This window comes from Uliginosibacterium sp. H1 (genome assembly GCF_036017065.1).
In the GTDB taxonomy this organism is placed as follows: domain Bacteria; phylum Pseudomonadota; class Gammaproteobacteria; order Burkholderiales; family Rhodocyclaceae; genus Uliginosibacterium.
Map to the genome: position 1 here is coordinate 1 of NZ_JAYXHR010000005.1, position 5,779 is coordinate 5,779.

The following is a 5,779-nucleotide window of genomic DNA, read 5'->3' on the forward strand; positions in this document are numbered from 1 at the left end:
CGCCCTGATCATTGGGGTGGTTTCTGCGTGTCGCTGGAGGAGGTTGAGTTCTGGCAGGGTCGCGCGAGTCGGTTGCACGATCGCCTGAGGTACGTGAGGCGTGGCGGGGGCTGGCAGCTGGAGCGCCTGGCGCCCTGACTCGCCGAGGCCTGCAAGGCTCAAGCATCGCAATTCCGCCATAGACAAACGCCGCTTTCGAGCGGCGTTTTCATTTGCGCATGCGGCGTCGATGTCTCGCCAAGGTCTGCATGGAGGCGCGGATTCCGCCGGCCCAAAGCACAAAGCCCCGATCACACTCTGTGATCGGGGCTTTGCTTATGGGGTAGCCTGACGATGACCTACTTTCTCACACGTAATATGCAATATCATCGGCGCGGTTTCGTTTCACGGTCCTGTTCGGGATGGGAAGGGGTGGTTCCGAAACGCTATGGTCGTCAGACTATGACTTGTCGACCTGCTGATCTCTGATCAACAGATCCAAACTGGAAGGCAAATGTATTAGTTGTGATTGCTAGCGCTATTTCTGCTCTGCAGCTTTTAGCTCAGAGTTATAGGATCAAGCCTCACGGGCAATTAGTATCAGTTAGCTTAACGCATTACTGCGCTTCCACACCTGACCTATCAACGTCCTGGTCTAGAACGACCCTTGAGCAGGCTCGAAGCCTGAGGGATATCTCATCTTGAGGCGAGTTTCACGCTTAGATGCTTTCAGCGTTTATCTCTTCCGGATTTAGCTACCCGGCGATGCCACTGGCGTGACAACCGGTACACCAGAGATCCGTCCACTCCGGTCCTCTCGTACTAGGAGCAGGCCCCCTCAAATATCCAACGCCCACGGCAGATAGGGACCAAACTGTCTCACGACGTTTTAAACCCAGCTCACGTACCACTTTAAATGGCGAACAGCCATACCCTTGGGACCGGCTACAGCCCCAGGATGTGATGAGCCGACATCGAGGTGCCAAACTCCGCCGTCGATGTGAACTCTTGGGCGGAATCAGCCTGTTATCCCCAGAGTACCTTTTATCCGTTGAGCGATGGCCCTTCCATACAGAACCACCGGATCACTATGTCCTGCTTTCGCACCTGCTCGACTTGTCGGTCTCGCAGTCAAGCCTCCTTTTGCCATTGCACTATCAGTACGATGTCCGACCGTACCTAGGAGACCTTCGAACTCCTCCGTTACCTTTTGGGAGGAGACCGCCCCAGTCAAACTGCCTACCATGCACGGTCCCCGATCAGGATTCACTGACCAAGGTTAGAACCGCAACGACACCAGGGTGGTATTTCAAGGTTGGCTCCACCAGAACTAGCGTCCTGGCTTCAAAGCCTCCCACCTATCCTACACAAATCCCGTCACAGTCCAATGCAAAGCTGCAGTAAAGGTTCATGGGGTCTTTCCGTCTAGCCGCGGGTAGATTGCATCTTCACAAACACTTCAACTTCGCTGAGTCTCAGGAGGAGACAGTGTGGCCATCGTTACGCCATTCGTGCAGGTCGGAACTTACCCGACAAGGAATTTCGCTACCTTAGGACCGTTATAGTTACGGCCGCCGTTTACCGGGGCTTCGATCAAGAGCTTGCACCCCATCACTTAACCTTCCGGCACCGGGCAGGCGTCACACCCTATACGTCGACTTTCGTCTTTGCAGAGTGCTGTGTTTTTATTAAACAGTCGCAGCCACCGATTCTCTGCGGCCCCATCGCCCTTCGGATGTACTCCTACAAGCTACCGGGGCATACCTTCTCCCGAAGTTACGGTATCAATTTGCCGAGTTCCTTCTCCTGAGTTCTCTCAAGCGCCTTGGTATTTTCAACCTGCCCACCTGTGTCGGTTTGCGGTACGGTCACTCTTTACCTGAAGCTTAGAGGCTTTTCCTGGAAGCAGGGTATCAACCACTTCAGCGGCAAGCCGCCTCGTCATCACACCTCAGCTAAGCCCGACGGATTTGCCTATCGGGCACGCCTACATGCTTAAACCGGGACATCCAACGCCCGGCTGGCCTAACCTTCTCCGTCCCCCCATCGCAGTAAAGAGCGGTACAGGAATATTCACCTGTTTCCCATCGACTACGCTTTTCAGCCTCGCCTTAGGGGCCGACTCACCCTACGCCGATGAACGTTGCGTAGGAAACCTTGGGCTTTCGGCGAGCGTGCTTTTCACACGCTTTATCGCTACTCATGTCAGCATTCGCACTTCCGATACCTCCAGCATCCCTCTCGAGACACCTTCGCAGGCTTACGGAACGCTCCCCTACCACACATACTTACGTATGCATCCGCAGTTTCGGTTCATGGCTTGAGCCCCGTTACATCTTCCGCGCAGGACGACTCGACTAGTGAGCTATTACGCTTTCTTTAAAGGGTGGCTGCTTCTAAGCCAACCTCCTAGCTGTCTATGCCTTCCCACTTCGTTTTCCACTTAGCCATGCATTTGGGACCTTAACTGGCGGTCTGGGTTGTTTCCCTCTTGACGCCGGACGTTAGCACCCGACGTCTGTCTCCCGTGTATCACTTTCCGGTATTCGGAGTTTGCTATCGCGAGGTAGATCGCAATGACCCCCTCAACGATTACAGTGCTCTACCCCCGGAAGTGTCCGCACGAGGCACTACCTAAATAGTTTTCGGGGAGAACCAGCTATCTCCAGATTTGTTTAGCCTTTCACCCCTATCCACAGCTCATCCCCAAATTTTTCAACATTTGTGGGTTCGGACCTCCAGCTGGTGTTACCCAACCTTCATCCTGGCCATGGATAGATCATCTGGTTTCGGGTCTACGCCCAGCAACTGAACGCCCTGTTCAGACTCGCTTTCGCTACGCCTCCCCTATTCGGTTAAGCTCGCTACTGAACGTAAGTCGCTGACCCATTATACAAAAGGTACGCAGTCACCCCTTGCGAGGCTCCCACTGTTTGTATGCACGCGGTTTCAGGATCTATTTCACTCCCCTCCCGGGGTTCTTTTCGCCTTTCCCTCACGGTACTGGTTCACTATCGGTCGATTACGAGTATTTAGCCTTGGAGGATGGTCCCCCCATATTCAGACAGGGTTTCTCGTGCCCCGCCCTACTTGTCGTACGCTTAGTACCACCGAAATGCTTTCGCCTACGGGGCTATCACCCGCTATGGCCGGACTTTCCAGACCGTTTGACTAGCAATTCGACTATCACGTACAGGCTCTTCCGCTTTCGCTCGCCACTACTGACGGAATCTCGGTTGATTTCTTTTCCTGCAGCTACTTAGATGTTTCAGTTCGCTGCGTTCGCCTCCCGTACCTATGTATTCAGTACGGGATACCCTTGCGGGTGGGTTTCCCCATTCGGACATCTCCGGATCAAAGCTCTTTTGCCAGCTCCCCGAAGCTTTTCGCAGGCTTACACGTCCTTCATCGCCTGTAATCGCCAAGGCATCCACCACGTGCACTTAGTCGCTTGATCCTATAACTGTGAGCCCTGTTGCCAGGACAGTTACAGGCAGACTAGCGCTTGTGTCGATACGCGCCACTGGTTCATGAACACGTATCGACGATGCAATCACAACCCATGCAACAATTACTTGTTACATGATTTGCCTTCCACTTTGTTAAAGAACGAACAGCATGTTTCTTGCGAAACAATTTCCAAGCACTCAGCAATAAGCGCTTGGAAATTGATTCAGAAGTGACTGGTGGAGGATGACGGGATCGAACCGACGACCCCCTGCTTGCAAAGCAGGTGCTCTCCCAGCTGAGCTAATCCCCCAGGTGTTCTGGTGGGTCAGGTAGGAATCGAACCTACGACCCCCGCCTTATCAAGACGGTGCTCTAACCGACTGAGCTACTGACCCGGTTTTTGCCAAGGCAGTATCAAGGTTCGGGACTCGCTAATTACTAGTCCCTAGTCCCTAGCTCCAGCCCTTGCTGTTCTATAAACAACCGATAGGTTGTGAGTACTCGATCTTGGCTTGCTCTAGAAAGGAGGTGATCCAGCCGCACCTTCCGATACGGCTACCTTGTTACGACTTCACCCCAGTCATGAATCCTACCGTGGTAGCCGCCCTCCTTGCGGTTAGGCTAGCTGCTTCTGGTAGAACCCACTCCCATGGTGTGACGGGCGGTGTGTACAAGACCCGGGAACGTATTCACCGCGGCATGCTGATCCGCGATTACTAGCGATTCCGACTTCATGGAGTCGAGTTGCAGACTCCAATCCGGACTACGATCGGCTTTCTGGGATTGGCTCCACCTCGCGGCTTGGCAACCCTCTGTACCGACCATTGTATGACGTGTGAAGCCCTACCCATAAGGGCCATGAGGACTTGACGTCATCCCCACCTTCCTCCGGTTTGTCACCGGCAGTCTCACTAGAGTGCCCTTGCGTAGCAACTAGTGATAAGGGTTGCGCTCGTTGCGGGACTTAACCCAACATCTCACGACACGAGCTGACGACAGCCATGCAGCACCTGTGTCCTGGTTCCCGAAGGCACTCCCGCATCTCTGCAGGATTCCAGGCATGTCAAGGGTAGGTAAGGTTTTTCGCGTTGCATCGAATTAATCCACATCATCCACCGCTTGTGCGGGTCCCCGTCAATTCCTTTGAGTTTTAATCTTGCGACCGTACTCCCCAGGCGGTCGACTTCACGCGTTAGCTTCGTTACTCAAGAAGTCACCTTCCCGAACAACTAGTCGACATCGTTTAGGGCGTGGACTACCAGGGTATCTAATCCTGTTTGCTCCCCACGCTTTCGTGCATGAGCGTCAGTACAGGCCCAGGGGGCTGCCTTCGCCATCGGTGTTCCTCCACATATCTACGCATTTCACTGCTACACGTGGAATTCCACCCCCCTCTGCCGTACTCTAGCTGTGCAGTCACAAGCGCAGTTCCCAGGTTAAGCCCGGGGATTTCACACCTGTCTTACACAACCGCCTGCGCACGCTTTACGCCCAGTAATTCCGATTAACGCTTGCACCCTACGTATTACCGCGGCTGCTGGCACGTAGTTAGCCGGTGCTTCTTCTTACGGTACCGTCATCCGCACAGGGTGTTATCCCGTGCGATTTCTTTCCGTCCGAAAGAGCTTTACAACCCGAAGGCCTTCTTCACTCACGCGGCATGGCTGGATCAGGGTTTCCCCCATTGTCCAAAATTCCCCACTGCTGCCTCCCGTAGGAGTCTGGACCGTGTCTCAGTTCCAGTGTGGCTGATCATCCTCTCAGACCAGCTACGGATCGTCGCCTTGGTGGGCTTTTACCCCGCCAACTAGCTAATCCGACATCGGCCGCTCCAATCGCGCGAGGTCTTGCGATCCCCCGCTTTCTCCCTCAGGACGTATGCGGTATTAGCTACTCTTTCGAGTAGTTATCCCCCACGACTGGGCACGTTCCGATGCATTACTCACCCGTTCGCCACTAACTCAGGAGCAAGCCCCTGAATCCGTTCGACTTGCATGTGTAAGGCATGCCGCCAGCGTTCAATCTGAGCCAGGATCAAACTCTTAAGTTCAATACCTTTGCTCAACTCAAAATCTCTGACGAAATTTAGTGTTGAGTACTCTATTTTGGTGCAATCAGCGCCCCGGCGAACCGGTTTGCTTATTTGCCTTAACCGAGCACTCACACCTATCGGTTGTTCAATTTTTTAAAGAGCGGCACTGCTTTTTACTGCTACTTCTTTTCTCGATTCGCGCTGCGTTTAATTCGCTGCTTCGTTTCGAGAGGGGCGCATTTTACACACCCCTTTCAGATCGTCAAGCAATTTCGCAAATTATTTTTTACTGCTGAATTTGCTAACCGCCAACTTCCT

Annotated in this window: 1 protein-coding gene, 2 tRNA genes and 3 rRNA genes; 1 reads left to right on the forward strand and 5 read right to left on the reverse strand. The window is 53.5% G+C overall.

Going from position 1 to position 5,779, the window contains the following annotated elements:
* Window positions 1-138, forward strand: a 138-nt coding sequence (locus VVD47_RS20845; RefSeq protein WP_443081009.1) for a pyridoxine 5'-phosphate oxidase C-terminal domain-containing protein, incomplete at its 5' end; no start/stop codon positions are given.
* 187 nt (window positions 139-325) lie between these two features.
* Here the strand turns inward: VVD47_RS20845 and rrf are convergent.
* The 5 genes from rrf to VVD47_RS20800 form a co-directional block, all read right to left on the reverse strand.
* Window positions 326-439 (reverse strand): 5S ribosomal RNA (gene rrf, locus VVD47_RS20780).
* Window positions 440-552: 113 nt separating this feature from the next.
* Window positions 553-3,436: ribosomal RNA gene (locus VVD47_RS20785) — 23S ribosomal RNA — on the reverse strand.
* A gap of 227 nt (window positions 3,437-3,663) precedes the next feature.
* Window positions 3,664-3,739, reverse strand: a tRNA-Ala gene (locus VVD47_RS20790).
* 8 nt (window positions 3,740-3,747) lie between these two features.
* Window positions 3,748-3,824: transfer RNA gene (locus VVD47_RS20795), tRNA-Ile, on the reverse strand.
* A gap of 126 nt (window positions 3,825-3,950) precedes the next feature.
* Window positions 3,951-5,479 (reverse strand): 16S ribosomal RNA (locus tag VVD47_RS20800).
* The 16S, 23S and 5S rRNA genes sit together here with 2 tRNA genes alongside, the layout of an rRNA operon.
* Between the last annotated feature and the right edge of the window lie 300 nt (window positions 5,480-5,779).